The 15,897-nt window shown below is 60.9% G+C and carries 16 protein-coding genes; 13 read left to right on the forward strand and 3 right to left on the reverse strand.

Annotated elements, in window-relative coordinates:
* Window positions 1-409: 409 nt before the first annotated feature.
* Window positions 410-1,186, reverse strand: coding sequence for an enoyl-CoA hydratase (locus tag BLS41_RS15460; protein WP_074765932.1), 777 nt, complete (start codon window positions 1,184-1,186; stop codon window positions 410-412).
* Between the two features lie 137 nt (window positions 1,187-1,323).
* On the opposite strand from BLS41_RS15460, the gene paaN reads away from it, so the two are divergent.
* The 5 genes from paaN (at window position 1,324) to paaK (ending at window position 7,161) form a co-directional block, all read left to right on the forward strand.
* The gene (gene paaN / locus BLS41_RS15465; protein WP_074765934.1) at window positions 1,324-3,024 is read left to right on the forward strand and encodes a phenylacetic acid degradation protein PaaN; all 1,701 of its coding nucleotides are present in this window, start codon (window positions 1,324-1,326) and stop codon (window positions 3,022-3,024) included.
* A 125-nt stretch (window positions 3,025-3,149) separates the two neighbouring features.
* On the forward strand, window positions 3,150-4,352 hold the full coding sequence (pcaF, locus tag BLS41_RS15470; protein ID WP_074765935.1) for a 3-oxoadipyl-CoA thiolase: 1,203 nt from the start codon (window positions 3,150-3,152) through the stop codon (window positions 4,350-4,352).
* Window positions 4,353-4,403: 51 nt separating this feature from the next.
* Window positions 4,404-5,195 (forward strand): 2-(1,2-epoxy-1,2-dihydrophenyl)acetyl-CoA isomerase PaaG, encoded by a 792-nt coding sequence (gene paaG / locus BLS41_RS15475; protein WP_074765937.1) that lies wholly within the window; start codon window positions 4,404-4,406, stop codon window positions 5,193-5,195.
* 1 nt (window position 5,196) lies between these two features.
* Entirely contained in the window at window positions 5,197-5,658 is a 462-nt protein-coding gene (gene paaI, locus BLS41_RS15480) for a hydroxyphenylacetyl-CoA thioesterase PaaI (protein WP_074765939.1), read from the forward strand.
* Between the two features lie 198 nt (window positions 5,659-5,856).
* Window positions 5,857-7,161: a phenylacetate--CoA ligase PaaK gene (gene paaK, locus BLS41_RS15485; RefSeq protein ID WP_074765941.1), complete on the forward strand. Its 1,305-nt coding sequence runs from the start codon at window positions 5,857-5,859 to the stop codon at window positions 7,159-7,161.
* A 219-nt stretch (window positions 7,162-7,380) separates the two neighbouring features.
* Here paaK and mltA read toward each other — a convergent pair whose 3' ends face one another.
* Complete coding sequence (gene mltA / locus BLS41_RS15490; protein WP_074766582.1) at window positions 7,381-8,505, reverse strand: murein transglycosylase A; 1,125 nt, start codon at window positions 8,503-8,505, stop codon at window positions 7,381-7,383.
* A gap of 16 nt (window positions 8,506-8,521) precedes the next feature.
* Between mltA and BLS41_RS39605 the strand changes: the two genes are divergently transcribed.
* Entirely contained in the window at window positions 8,522-8,695 is a 174-nt protein-coding gene (locus tag BLS41_RS39605; protein ID WP_253189685.1) for a hypothetical protein, read from the forward strand.
* Between the two features lie 81 nt (window positions 8,696-8,776).
* On the opposite strand, the gene apaG is transcribed toward BLS41_RS39605, so the two are convergent.
* Window positions 8,777-9,151, reverse strand: a complete 375-nt coding sequence (apaG, locus tag BLS41_RS15495) for a Co2+/Mg2+ efflux protein ApaG (RefSeq protein WP_074765943.1) — start codon at window positions 9,149-9,151, stop codon at window positions 8,777-8,779.
* Between the two features lie 275 nt (window positions 9,152-9,426).
* Here apaG and rpe point away from each other — a divergent pair, with 275 nt between their 5' ends.
* The 7 genes from rpe to BLS41_RS15530 all read left to right on the forward strand — a co-directional run bounded on the left by rpe (window position 9,427) and on the right by BLS41_RS15530 (window position 15,864).
* A complete protein-coding gene (gene rpe, locus BLS41_RS15500; protein WP_074765945.1) occupies window positions 9,427-10,110 on the forward strand; it encodes a ribulose-phosphate 3-epimerase in 684 nt (227 codons plus the stop codon).
* 15 nt (window positions 10,111-10,125) lie between these two features.
* A complete protein-coding gene (locus BLS41_RS15505) occupies window positions 10,126-10,842 on the forward strand; it encodes a phosphoglycolate phosphatase (RefSeq protein WP_074765947.1) in 717 nt (238 codons plus the stop codon).
* 373 nt (window positions 10,843-11,215) lie between these two features.
* Complete coding sequence (gene trpE, locus BLS41_RS15510; protein WP_074765949.1) at window positions 11,216-12,709, forward strand: anthranilate synthase component I; 1,494 nt, start codon at window positions 11,216-11,218, stop codon at window positions 12,707-12,709.
* A 13-nt stretch (window positions 12,710-12,722) separates the two neighbouring features.
* Window positions 12,723-13,334 carry an aminodeoxychorismate/anthranilate synthase component II gene (locus tag BLS41_RS15515; protein ID WP_074765951.1) on the forward strand — a complete coding sequence of 204 codons (612 nt, stop codon included), beginning with the start codon at window positions 12,723-12,725 and terminating at the stop codon, window positions 13,332-13,334.
* A 17-nt stretch (window positions 13,335-13,351) separates the two neighbouring features.
* Window positions 13,352-14,383, forward strand: coding sequence for an anthranilate phosphoribosyltransferase (gene trpD, locus BLS41_RS15520; RefSeq protein WP_074766585.1), 1,032 nt, complete (start codon window positions 13,352-13,354; stop codon window positions 14,381-14,383).
* A gap of 30 nt (window positions 14,384-14,413) precedes the next feature.
* A complete protein-coding gene (gene trpC, locus BLS41_RS15525; RefSeq protein ID WP_074765953.1) occupies window positions 14,414-15,199 on the forward strand; it encodes an indole-3-glycerol phosphate synthase TrpC in 786 nt (261 codons plus the stop codon).
* Window positions 15,200-15,237: 38 nt separating this feature from the next.
* Entirely contained in the window at window positions 15,238-15,864 is a 627-nt protein-coding gene (locus tag BLS41_RS15530; protein WP_074765955.1) for a CYTH domain-containing protein, read from the forward strand.
* The last annotated feature ends 33 nt before the right edge of the window (window positions 15,865-15,897 follow it).

Here is a 15,897-nt window from a genome sequence, read left to right on the forward strand (position 1 = left end):
GAATGATTATCTGTCCGAGGACAGAAAAACCTTCCTTTCATTACTGTGTGAGACTTGATACTTTTGCTTTGCAGCAGACCCCGAAAGATCCACTCGCACCGCGCATCAAGCGCCCACACTTATCGGCTGTTAATTTTTAAAGATCGATCCGCTCACAAAACTGCGCCCACTCCAACCACCCGGCACCGCTTCGTTCTGCGTCGCTGCGTCTGCAGCAGAGAAACGAGATTATGAAGAACTTTCGCAGCGTCGTCAACAGGTTTTTATCACTTACCAAACCTGCCTACTTCGCTGGAAGCCTTGCCACTGCTGGCTTTCCCGCTCCCCCGTGCTCCGGTATCCGAAGCACGAAAGAGCGAGATTCTAGCGAGCCGCGCAGGCACTTGCAAGCGTTATTTTGACAAGCGTATTAACGGTTCTTAAAAACCGGTTTGCGCTTCTCGACGAAGGCGGCCATGCCCTCTTTCTGATCTTCGGTCGCGAAGAGCGAATGGAACAGGCGGCGCTCGAAATGCACGCCCTCGGCCAGCGTCGTTTCATATGCGCGATTGACCGACTCCTTCACCATCATCACCGCGGGCAAGGGGAATTCGGCGATGGTCGCGGCTGCCGCGATCGACTCGTCAATCAGAGAGGCCGCCGGAATAACTCGCGATACCAACCCGGCCCGCTCGGCTTCGGCTGCATCCATGAAACGGGCGGTCAGGCAAAGATCCATTGCCTTGGCCTTTGACACGGCACGCGGCAATCGCTGCGTACCGCCAGCACCAGGCATTACGCCGAGCTTGATTTCCGGCTGCCCGAACTTCGCGGTGTCTGCAGCGAAGATGATGTCGCACATCATTGCCAGCTCACAACCGCCGCCCAGAGCGAAGCCGGCCACCGCGGCAATGATCGGCTTGCGGATGGAACGCACTGTCTCCCAGTTGCGGGTGATGTAGTCGCCCTTGTAGACATCCATATAGGAGTACGTCGCCATCATGCCGATGTCGGCCCCGGCGGCAAACGCCTTTTCGCTGCCGGTCACGACGATCGCACCGATCGCGTCGTCCGCGTCGAACTCGCGCAGCGCGGCGCCCAACTCGTCCATCAGCGCGTCGTTCAGCGCGTTCAGCGCTTTCGGACGATTCAATGTGACCAATCCAACCCGCCCTCGCGTCTCAACCAGAATGTTCTCGTACGCCATGCCGCCTCCTTCCTAATGGTTAATCACACGCGAAAACGCTTCGCGTGGCTCGATTAATGATGCTACCATTCACCAACCAACCGGTCGGTCAATTATTAGACAGGCTTTTCCCCAACGTACAGCCAAGCCCCTCTGCCATGACACATCAGCTATTCACCAAGCACGAAGACACGCTGCAAAAGGCACTCACCGCGGTCGAAACGCGAGGTTACTGGAGCCCGTTCGCTGAGATGCCCAGTCCAAAAGTGTACGGGGAAACAGCTAACGCGGACGGTGAAGCCGCATTCAAAGCGCTTCTCAACACGACATTCGATCTGGATCAACCATCGACCGGGGAAACGATCGGCGCCGAAGTCTCTCCGTTCGGCTTCCCGCTCGGCATTCGCTACCCGAAAGCCGACCCCGACGCGCTAATCGCAGCCGCCGCTGCCGCCCAGCGCGACTGGCGCGCCGCCGGCCCGCAGGCGTGGATCGGCGTGAGTCTCGAAATTCTCACGCGAGTAAATCGAGCCAGCTTTGAAATTGGCTACAGCGTCATGCATACGACCGGCCAGGCATTCATGATGGCCTTTCAAGCCGGCGGCCCGCATGCTCAGGACCGGGCGCTTGAAGCCGTCGTCTATGCATGGGACCAGTTGCGACGAATCCCCTCCGACGCTCACTGGGAAAAGCCCCAAGGCAAAAACCCGCCACTCGCCATGCGCAAGCGCTACACGGTGGTGCCGCGAGGAACCGGTCTTGTACTCGGCTGCTGCACGTTCCCGACATGGAATGGCTACCCCGGCCTCTTCGCCGACCTGGCCACCGGCAACACAGTCATCGTTAAACCGCACCCGGGCGCGATTCTTCCGCTCGCGTTGACGGTGCGAATTGCACGCGACGTATTGCGCGAAGCCGGCTTCGATCCGAACGTCGTCACGCTGCTCGCCACCGAACCGAACGACGGCGCACTCGTTCAGGACCTGGCTTTGCGGCCAGAAATCAAACTCATCGACTTCACGGGCAGCACACAGAACGGCACCTGGCTCGAGCGCCACGCGCACCAGGCGCAGGTCTATACCGAGAAAGCCGGCGTCAACCAGATCGTGATCGATTCGGTCGACGACATCAAAGCTGCTGCCCGCAACATTGCCTTCTCGCTCGCGTTGTACTCGGGCCAGATGTGTACCGCTCCGCAAAATATTTACGTGCCGCGCGACGGCATCCGCACGACTGACGGCACGCTCGGTTTCGACGAAGTCGCTCAGGCCATTGCCGGCGCCGTGCAAAAACTCGTGGCCGACCCGGCCCGCGCGGTGGAACTGCTGGGCGCGATTCAGAACGAAGGCGTCACGCAGCGCATTGACGAAGCCGCGAAGCTCGGTCGCGTTCTCGTCGAAAGCCAGACGCTTGAGCACCCTGCCTTTGCCAATGCTCGTGTGCGCACGCCGCTCGTTCTGCAACTCGATGCCGCTAACGACCACGCACAGTTCACCCGCGAATGGTTCGGCCCGATCTCTTTCGTCATCGCGACAGATTCGACTGCGCAGTCACTCAACCTTGCGGGCGCAATCGCCGCCGAGCACGGTGCGCTGACGTTGTCGGTCTACAGCACCGATGAAGCTGTGCTCGAAGAAGCACACGAAGCGTCGATTCGCGGCGGCGTAGCGCTCTCCGTCAATCTGACTGGCGGGGTATTCGTCAACCAGTCCGCTGCATTCTCCGATTTCCACGGCACGGGCGCCAACCCGGCTGCCAATGCCGCGCTGGCCGATGCGGCCTTCGTCGCAAACCGTTTCCGCGTAGTGCAAAGCCGCATTCATGTTGAACCGAAAGCGGCCCCAGCGGTAGCTGGCTGAACGTCATAAGACAAAGCACGGCTTCGTCCTATGCCATTTGGCCGAATGGACCGGGCCGTGCACCCCAACTAACATGAGACATCGGATCGGCATTGCTCGCTGATCCGTTTTTAGCGGGAACTCCAATGAACGACGCCTTCATTTGCGATGCGATTCGCACTCCAATCGGCCGCTATGGCGGCGCCCTGAAGGACGTCCGCGCGGACGATCTCGGCGCCGTTCCAATCCGTGCGCTGATCGAGCGCAATCCCGGCGTGGACTGGCGAGCGCTCGACGACGTGATCTACGGCTGCGCCAATCAGGCCGGCGACGACAACCGCAACGTAGCGCGTATGTCCGCGTTGCTGGCCGGCCTGCCCACCGACGCACCGGGTGCAACCATCAACCGCCTGTGCGGCTCGGGCATGGACGCGGTCGGCACGGCCGCGCGTGCGATCAAGTCGGGCGAGGCGCGCCTCATGATTGCGGGTGGCGTCGAAAGCATGACGCGCGCACCGTTCGTCATGGGCAAGGCGGCCAGCGCGTTTTCGCGTCAGGCTGACATTTACGACACGACTATTGGCTGGCGCTTCATCAATCCGTTGATGAAACGTCAGTACGGTGTCGACTCGATGCCGGAAACAGCAGAAAACGTCGCAGTAGAGTTCGGTATCAGCCGCGCAGATCAAGATCTGTTCGCGCTCGCGAGTCAGCAGAAAGCGGCCCGCGCACAGCGCGACGGTACCTTGGCCCACGAAATTGTCGGCGTAGAAATCGCTCAGAAGAAAGGCGACCCGGTGCGAGTCACTCTCGACGAACACCTGCGGGAAACGTCGATCGAAAGCCTGGGGAAACTCAAGGGCGTGGTTCGTCCGGACGGCAGCGTAACGGCGGGCAATGCGTCCGGTGTGAACGACGGTGCCTGCGCGCTGCTGCTCGCGAATCAACAGGCGGCTGATCAATACGGCCTGCGTCGCCGTGCACGAGTTGTCGGCATGGCTACAGCGGGCGTCGAGCCGCGCATCATGGGAATTGGTCCCGCGCCAGCAACGCAAAAACTTCTGAAGCAACTCGGCATGACGCTCGAACAATTCGACGTGATCGAACTGAACGAGGCATTCGCATCGCAAGGGTTGGCCGTGCTGCGCACACTCGGTCTGCGCGATGACGATCCGCGAGTGAATCCGAATGGCGGCGCCATCGCGCTTGGTCATCCGCTGGGTGCATCGGGGGCGCGTCTGATTACGACCGCGTTGTACCAGTTGGAACGAATCAACGGCCGTTTCGCGCTTTGCACGATGTGTATCGGCGTGGGTCAGGGTATTGCGTTGGTCATAGAGCGGATCTGACAGCAACGCTGGCGCGCCTTTCGGCCAGATGAGACTTTGAGGAGACACCCAATGTCATATGAAGCGATTCGCCTGGACATCGATCCATCGAGCCATGTGGCGACTATCACACTGAACCGTCCGGATAAGCTCAACAGCTTTACGCGCGCGATGCATCAGGAACTGAGCGCAGCGCTCGATCAGGTCGAAGCGTCCAATGTCCGCGCACTCGTGCTTACCGGTGCCGGTCGCGGATTTTGTGCAGGACAGGATCTCGCCGACCTCGATTTCACGCCGGGCGACATGACCGATCTGGGCGATCTGATCGACGAGCACTTCAATCCGCTGATTCGCCGGCTGCAAGCGCTGCCTCTTCCTGTCATTGCGGCGGTCAACGGTACGGCTGCGGGCGCCGGCGCCAATCTCGCGCTCGCTTGCGACCTCGTGCTCGCGGCTCGAAGCGCCAGTTTCATCCAGGCGTTCGTGAAAATCGGCCTCGTGCCGGACTCCGGTGGCACCTGGTTCCTGCCGCAGCGTGTCGGCATGGCGCGCGCGTTGGGACTCGCCATTACCGGGGACAAACTCAGCGCGGAAAAAGCCGAAAGCTGGGGCTTGATCTGGCAAGCGCTCGACGACGCGGAACTCGCGCCCACCGTAGCCAAGCTCGCGGCCCAACTCGCGCAGCAACCCACCCGCGCGATCGCCGCGATCAAGCAGGCAATGCGTGCCGGCGTCACGCAGACGCTCGACCACCAACTCGATTTCGAACGCGATTTGCAACGCCAACTCGGTGCGTCTCACGATTACGCCGAAGGTGTACAGGCGTTCGTCGAAAAACGCGCGCCGCGCTTCGAAGGTCGCTGATATGTCCACCCAAACTAACCACGCCACCCAGATGACGCCCGACGAACTCGCCCGCGCAACCGCCGCGGCAATGTATGAGAACGACGCTTGCAGCCGGGCGCTCGGTTTGGAAATCCTCGAAGTACGCGCCGGCTACGCGCGTTTGCGCATGGCCGTCCGCGACGACTTCCTGAACGGCCATCAGATTTGCCACGGCGGCCTTATTTTCACGCTCGCCGATTCGACGTTCGCGTTCGCCTGCAATACCTACAACATCAACACGGTCGCGGCGGGATGCTCGATCGAGTTCCTGAAGCCGGTACCGCGCGACGAAGTGCTGACAGCTGAAGCCATGGAGCAGACGCTGAGTGGGCGCACTGGCATTTACGATATTCGCGTCACGAACCGCGCGGGGGAAACCGTCGCGATGTTTCGTGGCAAATCGGCACAGATCAAAGGCAACCTGATTCCCACCGGCGACTGAAAGACGGTAAAGCAGCAAGCGCAGCACATATATATATGCAGCCCTACGGCGACATGGCGACGAATGTCGCAACAACGCCGTGGTGAAAACGCAGTGGCGCCTCAACGGCATCACGCAAAAATTTCAGACAGTCCCCGGTTTTGCGCACAAGCGCACCGTATATCAGACACAAGCATTGAGCCAGCAAGGAGACATTCGATGACCACCGACCTTCCGCTCGACCCGATCGAGACCGCCAGCCGCGACGAACTTGTCGCGCTTCAACTTGAACGGCTCAAATGGTCGCTGACACACGCTTATGAAAATTCGCCGGTCTACCGACGCAAGTTCGACGAAGCCGGTGTTCATCCAAGCGAGGTGAAAACTCTTGCCGACCTCGCGCGCTTTCCGTTCACCACGAAGAAGGATTTGCGCGATAGCTACCCGTTCGGCATGTTCGCCGTCCCGCAGGAACAGGTTTCGCGGATTCACGCGTCGTCCGGCACGACGGGTAAGCCGACCGTCGTGGGCTACACGGCGCGCGATATCGACACGTGGGCAAATCTCGTCGCGCGCTCGATCCGCGCCGCCGGTGCGAAGCGCGGCGACAAGGTCCACGTGAGCTATGGCTATGGGCTTTTCACCGGCGGCCTCGGTGCGCACTACGGTGCCGAGCGCGCAGGGCTGACCGTGATTCCGTTCGGCGGTGGCCAGACCGAAAAGCAGGTGCAACTCATCCAGGATTTCAAGCCGGACATCATCATGGTCACGCCGAGCTACATGCTCTCGATTGCGGACGAACTCGAGCGACAAGGCATTGATCCGGCCAGTTGCTCGCTGCGTCTCGGCATTTTCGGCGCGGAGCCGTGGACCAACGACATGCGTCAGGCAATCGAAAAGCGCATGGGCATCAATGCGGTCGACATTTATGGACTGTCCGAAGTGATGGGCCCCGGCGTGGCGTCTGAATGTGTGGAGACGAAAGACGGCCCGACCATCTGGGAAGACCACTTCTATCCCGAGATCATCGACCCGGACACAGGTGAAGTACTGCCGGACGGCGAACTTGGCGAACTGGTGTTCACGTCGCTGACCAAGGAGGCACTGCCCATCGTCCGCTACCGCACGCGCGATCTCACGCGTCTGTTGCCCGGCAGCGCGCGCACCATGCGCCGGATGGAAAAGATCACCGGCCGTTCGGACGACATGATGATCGTGCGCGGCGTGAACGTGTTCCCGACGCAGATTGAAGAACTGCTGCTCAAGCAGCGCGCGCTCGCGCCTCACTATCAGATCGTGCTGACCAAGGAAGGCCCGCTCGACGTATTGACGCTGAACGTCGAACCATGTCCGGAAAGCGCACCGGATTCAGGCGCATTGAACACCGCAAAGCAGGCGCTTGCCTATGACATCAAGGCGCTGATCGGCGTGAGCGCGGTAGTGAACGTGTTGGGCGTGAACGGAATCGAGCGTTCGGTGGGTAAGGCGCGACGTGTGGTGGACAAGCGTAGATCGGGCCTTTAACTACGCGTAAAAAGTAAAACGGCGTCACGTGTGGATTTAAATCCACACGTGACGCCGCTTTTTCATTTCAGCTATTCCTCTGAGGTGCCACAGGCTGGCGGTCAAACCCGGCTTTGCCGCTAACTGTGCTTTGCAAATCTATAAATCCGCAAATCGCATGGCGGCCACTTCGACTTCGAAATTAACAGAAGTACGGAAAGCAGCCGCCTCACCAGGCCTTCACGAATTCGGCAGCAACAACCACATCCGGCCACCCTGCTTCATCTTCCCGGCAAGATCGCCCGCATCGTCGCCCAAGCCCCAGAAGTAATCGGCACGCACGCCACCCTTGATCGCCGAACCCGTGTCCTGCGCGAACACGAGGCGATTCATCGGCGAGTTCGTCAACGGACGCGTGGTCTGCAAAAACACCGGTGTACCAAGCGGAATCGAACTCGGATCGACAGCGATCGACCGTTCCGGCGTCAACGGCACGCCGAGTGCGCCGATAGGACCATCGGCGCCGCCACTCGGCACACTCTCACCAGCCGGCATCTCGCGGAAAAACACGAATCGCGGATTCGTATCGAGCAGCATATCGACACGCGTCGGATTCGCGCGCGCCCATGCCTTGATGCCTTGCATGGTCGCCTGCGAAGGCGTCAGTTCGCCTCGATCAAGCAGCCAGCGTCCGATCGACTTGTACGGTTGATTGTTCGTGCCACCAAAACCGACGCGCATCACGCTGCCGTCTTCCATCACGACCCGGCCAGAACCCTGCACCTGCAGGAAAAACGCCTCAATCGGATCGTCGACCCAGACAAGTTCGTTGCCGGTGAGCACACCTGCACGCTCAAGCTGCGCACGCGCCGGCATCGCCGCGCCTGCGCGATAACCGGACGGCCAGCGATACAACGCCGTCTGATACACGCCATGCCGCGTGCGCGATCCGCGCAGCAACGGCTCGTAGTAGCCTGTGACGAGTCCGTCGAGCGTGCCGTCGGTATTGGCCAGTTGGAACGGGGTGAAATAGGCTTCGAAGAAAGCCCGCGCACTGGTGACGTCGAGGTCGTCGATTTGCGCGGCTGCAGCACACGCGCGGGACCAGTTAGGTTGACGCGCCAGCCTCACGCAGTTTTGCCGCAACGCAGCCGTCGCCCCGATCAGCGAGTCATCCTGCCAACCCGGCACCTGTTGCCAGGCAACGGCCGTGAGCCGCGTGGCGGCAATCTGGCCAGGAATGATCGCGGCGCCCGTGGGTGGCGAAACCGTCGACCGGACCGCGCCGCCGCCCCCGCAGGACGCCAGCATTACCGCTACCGAAAGCGCTCCGAGCCATGCTCCGGCCGTGCGGACAAAACGCATACAATGTTCGTTCTTGATGGAAACCGCCATGTCTGATCTGTTCGACGAATACCCGATGCTCATCTTCGCGCTGGAGTCGCTCATCGCGCTCTTCCTGCTCGTCTTCATCGTCGTATGGACGTCGTCCGGCAAGAAGAAAACGGCGCGCGCCAAAGCCAATGAACAGCAGAAGCAGCAAAAACCACAGTGACGCAAGGCGCTCCACTTCACGCTTAATAGTGAATCAACCGCTCGTTCAACCGTTTTAAAGACCGCGGACCAACGCCCCAGTTCAATGCAACGTACGCGGCATGCGCAAAATGAACTCCGACACCGGCGCATCAAAACGCTCGCCGTCTTCTGCCACGCAAAAATAAGCGCCACGCATGGTACCGACCGGCGTGGCAATCACCGCCCAACTCGTGTACTCAAAGTGCTCGCCTGGTTTAAGCAGCGGCTGATGCCCTACCACGCCCAAGCCCTTCACTTCCTGAACATTGTTATCGCTGTCGGTAATCACCCAATGACGCGCGATTAACTGCGCAGGCACCTGACCGGTGTTACGAATGGTCAGCGTGTATGCGAACGCATACTGGCGGCGCTCCGGGTCCGACTCTTCGGGCAGAAACTGCACCTGCGCCGACACGCTGAATTCGTACTGGCTCATCCTGATTCCGGTCTGATCAAACTGCTATGGAAAATCGCGGGAAAGCCCGAACGCCAATGGTTTGCGGCGTACCGGCGATGCGGCGCGTATGGATTGGCATTCTGCTTGATGCGGGGGATGCCCGCAACCGGACAAATCCTCGAGCCAAAGGCCATTAAGGCGATTTGTGATTTCGTCGCAAGAACTTGGGGCGCAGGCTTATAACCTTTGGCCAGGCGGTTCTGAGGCGAACAAAACGGTAAAATGACGCTTTCCCGCTTGCATCCTCCCCCACCATGACGCAATTCCGCATTTCTCCCAGCATTCTGTCCGCTGATTTCTCCCGCCTGGGCGAAGAAGTCCGCAACGTCGTCGCCGCCGGCGCCGACTGGATTCACTTCGACGTGATGGACAACCATTACGTGCCGAACCTGACCATTGGTCCGCTCGTCTGCGAGGCGATCCGCCCGCACGTCGACGTGCCGATCGACGTGCACCTGATGGTGCGCCCGGTCGACCGCATCGTGCCGGACTTCGCGAAGGCCGGCGCCAATATCATCAGCTTTCACCCGGAAGGCTCGGACCATATCGACCGCACGCTCTCGCTGATCCGCGATCACGGCTGTAAGGCCGGCCTGGTGTTCAACCCGGCCACGTCGCTCAGCCATCTGGATTACGTAATGGACAAGGTCGACCTCGTGCTGATCATGTCGGTGAATCCGGGCTTTGGCGGCCAGTCGTTCATTCCCGAGGCGCTGGTCAAGCTGCGCGAAGCCCGCAAGCGGATCGACGCTTACAAGGAACGCACAGGCCGCGAGATCCATCTGGAAGTGGACGGTGGCGTGAAAGTCGACAACATCGCGGAAATTGCGGCGGCTGGCGCGGACACATTCGTGGCAGGTTCTGCAATCTTCGGCCAGCCCGATCACAAGGTCGTGATCGACAAGATGCGCGCCGCGCTCGCCAACGTTCAGCACTGATTACCCGCACGCAATATGACCACTCCGTTCCCTGCCCCGACCTTCACCGGCCCGCGCCTGCAAGCCGCGATCATCGACCTCGACGGCACGATGATCGATACCGCCGACGACTTCACAGCCGGCCTGAACGGCATGCTCGCGCAACTCGACGCGACGGAAACATCGCGCGAGGAGGTGGTCGGTTACGTCGGCAAGGGTTCGGAGCATCTGATCCGCAGCGTGCTCGCGCCGCGCTTCGAGACGGAGCACGCGCAAGACCGCTTCGACGAGGCGCTCGCGATCTATCAGGCCGAATACGCGAAGATCAACGGTCTGCACACACGGCTTTACCCCGATGTCGAGGCTGGTTTGCGCGCCATGCGCGACGCCGGCCTCAAGCTCGCCTGCGTGACCAACAAGCCGCATCGGTTCGCGGTCGAATTGCTTGAACAGTACGGGCTTGCCCAATACTTTAGCGTCGTGCTCGGTGGCGACAGTCTGCCAAAAAAGAAACCGGACCCGTTGCCCATGCTTACCGCTGCGACGCAACTGGGCGTCGAACCGCAGGCTACGGTGGCCATCGGCGATTCGGAAAACGACGCGCTGGCGGGCCGCGCGGCGGGCATGGCGACGCTCACCGTGCCGTACGGCTACAACCACGGCCAAGCTATACAAACAATAAAATCCGATGGTATAGTTGCCTCGCTGTCCGATGCCGCCAAGGCGATCGCAGCGCACCATTCCACGACTTGAAAAGTCCTTCAACCTCATGTTTCTGAATAAAAAACGGAGTCTGATTAGCATCGACCGGGGAGCCTGGCCCTGGCGTCGCTGGTCGCGCTAACCTCGCCTGAGGTACGCTGAAGCTCGTCTTCGGCAACCGTTTTTTACTTCGCTGCGCTCACGCGTTTTTTCCATCATCTTGTTTCGCTGCATCGGTTGATTCGGCCTGCATGTGCCCGCAAAGTACATCTGTGCGCTGAAACCCTTTGCACGCGTCGATGGGAAACTCGCGCCGGTCGGTATCATCATCGTGTTGAGTAGTCCACGAACACCCTGACCGGTTGCGCTACGCCCCGCTTTGTCCGACGCACCCTGCTGCCGGACCACCGTACAGGATCGGAACATGACCGAACTCGAATTCCAGTCCCTCGCCAACGAGGGTTTCAACCGCATCCCGCTGATCGCCGAAGCGCTGGCCGACCTCGAAACGCCGCTTTCGCTGTATCTGAAGCTGGCGCAAACCGAGCGCAACGGCGCGAACTCGTTTCTGCTGGAATCGGTGGTGGGTGGCGAACGTTTCGGCCGCTACTCGTTCATCGGACTGCCGGCGCGCACGTTGCTGCGCACCCGCAACGGCGTGTCGGAAGTGGTGCGCGACGGCAAGGTCGTCGAAACGCACGAGGGCGATCCGCTCGAGTTCATTCAGCAATTCCAGGGGCGCTTCAAAGTGGCGCAGCGCCCGGGTTTGCCGCGATTCGCAGGCGGTCTCGCCGGATATTTCGGCTACGACGCAGTGCGTTATATCGAGAAAAAGCTCGCGAACAGCGCGCCGAAAGACGATCTGAACCTGCCGGACATCCAGTTGCTGCTCACCGAAGAAGTCGCGGTGATCGACAACCTCGCGGGCAAACTTTATTTGGTGGTCTACGCCGATCCGGCGCAGCCCGAGGCGTACGCGAAGGCCAAACAGCGTCTGCGTGAATTGCGTCAGCGTTTGCGGACGACCGTGCAGCCGCCGGTCACGTCGGCCAGCGTGCGCACCGAGACTTACCGCGAATTCGCCAAAGACGACTATCTGGCAGCCGTGCGCAAGGCGAAGGAATACATCGCAGCCGGCGAACTGATGCAGGTTCAGGTCGGCCAGCGTCTGACCAAGCCGTATCGCGACAATCCGCTGTCGCTGTATCGCGCGCTGCGCTCGCTGAATCCGTCGCCGTATATGTATTTCTACAATTTCGGCGATTTCCATGTGGTCGGGGCGTCGCCGGAAATTCTGGTGCGTCAGGAAAAGCGCGGTGAGGATCGTATCGTCACGATCCGGCCGCTGGCGGGCACGCGTCCGCGCGGCAATACGCCGGAACGCGACGCGGAACTCGCGACCGAACTGCTGAACGACCCGAAGGAAATCGCCGAACACGTAATGCTGATCGACCTCGCGCGCAACGACGTGGGCCGTATCGCGCAAATCGGCTCGGTGGTCGTGACCGACAAGATGGTGATCGAAAAGTACTCGCATGTTCAGCACATCGTGAGTTCGGTCGAAGGCAAGCTGAAGCCCGGCACCACCAATTTCGACGTGCTGCGCGCGACCTTCCCCGCCGGCACGCTGTCCGGCGCGCCGAAGGTTCGCGCGATGGAACTGATCGACGAACTGGAACCGGTGAAGCGCGGTCTGTACGGCGGAGCAGTCGGCTACCTGTCGTTCACTGGCGAAATGGATCTCGCCATCACGATCCGCACCGGCGTGATCGCGAACGGCAATCTGTATGTGCAGGCGGCTGCTGGCGTAGTCGCGGATTCAGTGCCCGAATCCGAATGGCAAGAGACCGAGAACAAGGCACGCGCCGTGTTGCGCGCCGCCGAACAGGTTCAAGACGGCCTCGATAGCGACTTCTGACCGGAGATACACCATGCTGCTCATGATCGACAATTACGACTCGTTCACCTACAACCTGGTGCAATACTTCGGCGAACTCGGCGAAGACGTCCGCACCTACCGGAACGACGAAATCACGCTGGACGACATCGCGAAGCTCAACCCCGAGCGCATCTGCCTGTCGCCCGGTCCGAGCAACCCGCAGCACGCGGGCATTACCCTCGACGTGCTGCGCGAATTCGCCGGCAAGACGCCGATTCTCGGCGTGTGCCTCGGCCATCAGGCCATCGGCGAAGCATTCGGCGGACGCGTGGTGCGCGCGCAGACCATCATGCACGGCAAGGTCAGCACGATCGAAACCGACTGCAAAGGCGTGTTCGCCGATCTGCCGAAGCATTTCGTCGTGACCCGCTATCACTCGCTCGCGATCGAACGCGAATCGCTGCCCGATTGCCTCGAAGTGTCCGCGTGGACCGAAGATGGCGAGATCATGGGCGTGCGTCACAAGGAACTGGCGGTTGAAGGCGTGCAGTTCCACCCGGAATCGATCCTGTCCGAACACGGCCACGCGTTGCTCGAAAACTTCGTCAAACAATCGAAGCTCGCGAGCAGCCAGATGGCGGCTCAATCGAACCGCAACGCTTGATGAAGAGAGACGAAATCATGTCGATTACGCCCCAGGAAGCGCTGCAACGGACCATCGAGCACCGCGAGATTTTCCACGACGAAATGCTGCATCTGATGCGGCTCCTCATGCGCGGCGAGCTTTCGCCCGTGATGTCGGCGGCGATCATCACCGGTTTGCGCGTGAAGAAAGAGACGATCGGCGAGATCACGGCCGCGGCCACGGTCATGCGTGAATTCGCGCGCCACGTCGAGGTGCAGGACAACTCGAATTTCGTCGATATCGTCGGCACCGGCGGCGACGGCGCGCACACCTTCAACATTTCCACGGCGACGATGTTCGTCACGGCCGCGGCTGGCGCGAAAGTCGCGAAGCACGGCGGCCGCAGCGTGTCGAGCAAGTCGGGCAGCGCCGACGTGCTCGAAGAACTCGGCGTGAATATCGATCTGCAACCGGACCAGGTCGCGGCGTCGATTGCGGAAACCGGCATGGGCTTCATGTTCGCGCCGAACCATCACCCCGCGATGAAAAACATCGCACCGGTGCGCCGCGAACTCGGCGTGCGGACCATCTTCAACATTCTCGGCCCGCTGACCAACCCGGCCGGCGCGCCGAACCAGTTGATGGGCGTGTTCCACGGCGACCTCGTCGGCATTCAGGTTCGCGTGATGCAGCGCCTCGGCGCGAAGCACGTGCTGGTGGTGTACGGCATGGACGGCATGGACGAGGTGTCGCTCGGCGCGGCTACGCAGGTCGGCGAATTGCGCGACGGCGAGATTTTCGAGTACGAGATTCACCCGGAAGATTTCGGCATGCAGATGGTATCGAACCGTTCGCTGAAAGTGGCCGACGCGAGCGAATCGAAAGCGATGCTGCTCGACGCGCTCGACAACAAACCGGGCGTCGCGCGCGAAATCGTCACGCTGAACGCGGGCACGGCGCTGTATTCGGCGAACGTGGCGTCGTCGATTGCGGACGGCATCCAGTTGGCGCGCGAAGCGATCGCGAGCGGCAAGGCTCGCGCGAAAGTCGACGAGTTGGTCCGCTTCAGCCAGCAATTCAAGAAGTGATCCACCAGTCATCAACGTAGCGAGACACTTATGAGCGACATCCTCGACCGCATCATCGCGGTCAAACGCGAAGAAGTTCGCGCGGCCGAACAGAGCGCGCCGCTTGAAGAACTGCGCCTCGAAGCGTCGTCGCGCGATATCCGCGATTTCGTCGGCGCATTGCGCGCCAAACACGCCGCCGGCCTGGCCGCGGTGATTTCCGAAGTGAAGAAGGCAAGCCCGTCGAAAGGCGTGTTGCGCGAAAACTTCGTGCCGGCCGAGATCGCGCGTTCGTACGAGAAGCACGGCGCAGCCTGTCTGTCCGTGCTGACCGACGTGCAATTCTTCCAGGGCAGCGTCGCGTATCTGCAGGAAGCGCGCGCGGCTTGCAATCTGCCGGTGCTGCGCAAGGACTTTATCGTCGATCCGTATCAGATCGTCGAAGCCCGCGCGATGGGCGCCGACGCGATCCTGCTGATCGCCGCCGCGCTCGACACCTCGCAAATGCAGGACCTCGAAGCGCTTGCTCATTCGCTGGGCCTGGCCGTGCTGGTCGAAGTGCACGACAGCCGCGAGCTGCAGGAAGCGCTCACGCTGAAAACGCCGCTGATCGGCATCAACAACCGTAATCTGCGCACGTTCGAAACGTCGATCGACACGACCATCGGCATGCTCGAATCGATTCCCGACGACCGGATCGTCGTCACGGAATCGGGCATTCTGGCGCGCGCCGATGTCGAGCGTTTGCGTGCGATGAACGTGCACACGTTCCTCGTCGGCGAGGCGTTCATGCGCGCGGACGAGCCGGGCGTGGAACTTGCGCGGATGTTTTTCTGATCACGGTTTAGCGAACAGCGAACGCAGCGGAGCAGTACATGGGCATGGAACGCGAAATCAAACTGGCATTGCCGGTTGAGCAGGTGCAATCGGCAGCGCAATGGTTCGTCGCGCGGACAAAAGTCGATGGGCAGCCGGTCAAGCTGGTGAACATTTACTTCGACACGCCGCAGCTCACGCTGGCAAGCTCGAAAAGCGCGCTGCGTCTGCGTCAGACGCCGGACGGCTGGTTGCAAACATTCAAAACCGTGGGTCAGGCGAAAGACGGTTTGCATAGCCGGCACGAGTGGGAAATGCCGGTCGCCGGTCAAAAGCTGGAGATCGACGCGTTGCTGCGCGAATGCGACGAACCCGCTGCCGCTGACGCGTTGCGTCAGGCGGCCCCCGCGTTGATCGAATTGTTCCGCACGAATTTCACGCGGACGCTGTGGCATGTCGAATTCGACGGCTCGGAAATCGAAGCTGCGATCGACCAGGGCGATGTGCTCGCCGAAGTAAATGGCGAAAACCGTCGCGCGCCGATTTCGGAAGTCGAACTGGAACTGAAGTCCGGCGACGAAGCTGCGCTCCACTCGCTCGCGGCGGAACTCGGCAAGCAAGTCAAAGGCCTCGCGCCCGACAACGTCAGCAAGGCGCAGCGCGGGTATCAGTTGCGGGCCGGTTGAGCCGGACCGCGTTTGCTGCGACACTCCCCCGCC

The organism is Paraburkholderia fungorum (assembly GCF_900099835.1).
Lineage (GTDB): Bacteria > Pseudomonadota > Gammaproteobacteria > Burkholderiales > Burkholderiaceae > Paraburkholderia > Paraburkholderia fungorum_A.

Coding starts and splice junctions, on each gene's coding strand:
- paaI (WP_074765939.1), top strand. CDS start 5,197: ATGTCCACCCAAACTAACCACGCCACCCAGATGACGCCCGACGAACTC.
- BLS41_RS15515 (WP_074765951.1), top strand. CDS start 12,723: ATGCTGCTCATGATCGACAATTACGACTCGTTCACCTACAACCTGGTG.
- trpC (WP_074765953.1), top strand. CDS start 14,414: ATGAGCGACATCCTCGACCGCATCATCGCGGTCAAACGCGAAGAAGTT.
- paaG (WP_074765937.1), top strand. CDS start 4,404: ATGTCATATGAAGCGATTCGCCTGGACATCGATCCATCGAGCCATGTG.
- BLS41_RS15505 (WP_074765947.1), top strand. CDS start 10,126: ATGACCACTCCGTTCCCTGCCCCGACCTTCACCGGCCCGCGCCTGCAA.
- rpe (WP_074765945.1), top strand. CDS start 9,427: ATGACGCAATTCCGCATTTCTCCCAGCATTCTGTCCGCTGATTTCTCC.
- trpE (WP_074765949.1), top strand. CDS start 11,216: ATGACCGAACTCGAATTCCAGTCCCTCGCCAACGAGGGTTTCAACCGC.
- trpD (WP_074766585.1), top strand. CDS start 13,352: ATGTCGATTACGCCCCAGGAAGCGCTGCAACGGACCATCGAGCACCGC.
- pcaF (WP_074765935.1), top strand. CDS start 3,150: ATGAACGACGCCTTCATTTGCGATGCGATTCGCACTCCAATCGGCCGC.
- mltA (WP_074766582.1), bottom strand. CDS start 8,505: ATGCGTTTTGTCCGCACGGCCGGAGCATGGCTCGGAGCGCTTTCGGTA.
- paaK (WP_074765941.1), top strand. CDS start 5,857: ATGACCACCGACCTTCCGCTCGACCCGATCGAGACCGCCAGCCGCGAC.
- BLS41_RS39605 (WP_253189685.1), top strand. CDS start 8,522: ATGGAAACCGCCATGTCTGATCTGTTCGACGAATACCCGATGCTCATC.
- paaN (WP_074765934.1), top strand. CDS start 1,324: ATGACACATCAGCTATTCACCAAGCACGAAGACACGCTGCAAAAGGCA.
- BLS41_RS15530 (WP_074765955.1), top strand. CDS start 15,238: ATGGGCATGGAACGCGAAATCAAACTGGCATTGCCGGTTGAGCAGGTG.
- apaG (WP_074765943.1), bottom strand. CDS start 9,151: ATGAGCCAGTACGAATTCAGCGTGTCGGCGCAGGTGCAGTTTCTGCCC.
- BLS41_RS15460 (WP_074765932.1), bottom strand. CDS start 1,186: ATGGCGTACGAGAACATTCTGGTTGAGACGCGAGGGCGGGTTGGATTG.